Source organism: Streptomyces sp. AC627_RSS907 (genome assembly GCF_019049165.1).
The window spans coordinates 1-651 of record NZ_JAGMUE010001376.1 but is presented as its reverse complement, the minus strand read 5'-3'; the positions used below and the strand labels follow the sequence as shown (position 1 = coordinate 651).

Annotated in this window: 1 protein-coding gene; it reads right to left on the bottom strand. The window is 71.9% G+C overall.

Features of this window, described 5'->3' with window-relative positions; all coding sequences use genetic code 11:
- A partial coding sequence (locus tag KUM32_RS42005; RefSeq protein WP_217146862.1) for a ketoacyl-synthetase C-terminal extension domain-containing protein occupies nucleotides 1-651 on the bottom strand: 651 nt, incomplete at both ends.

Genomic DNA, 651 nt, shown 5'->3' with positions numbered 1-651 from the left:
GTGTTCGAGGGTGGCTCGCGTGCTGAGCAGGGTGTGGGCGATGGCGTACGGGTCGGTCTCGGGGTGGTCTTCGACGTACGCGGCGAGTTGTGCGGCCTGGGCGCGGAGTGCCCGGTGGCCTCGTGCGGAGAGGACGATCGGGATGATGCCCGTGTCGACCGTGGTATCGGCCTCCTCCGGGGCGGCCTGCGGCTCCGGGGCCTGCTCCACGATGACGTGGGCGTTGGTGCCGCTGGCTCCGAAGGAGGAGACGGCGGCTCGGCGTGGCCGGCCCGTCTCGGGCCACTGGCGTTGCTCGGTGAGCAGGCGTACGGCGCCGGACTCCCAGTCGACGTGGGGTGTGGGCTCGTCCACGTGCAGGGTCTTGGGCAGCGCCCCGTGGTGGAGCGCGAGGATCGCCTTGATGACGCCGGCGACGCCGGCGGCGGCCTGGGTGTGGCCGATGTTGGATTTGAGCGAGCCCAGCCACAGGGGCCGGTCGGCGGAGCGGTCCTGGCCGTAGGTGGCGAGCAGGGCCTGGGCCTCGATCGGATCGCCGAGCGTGGTGCCGGTGCCGTGTGCCTCCACCGCGTCGATGTCGTCGGTGGTCAGCCTGGCGTTGCTCAACGCCTGCCAAATGACGCGCTGTTGGGCTGGGCCGTTGGGTGCGGT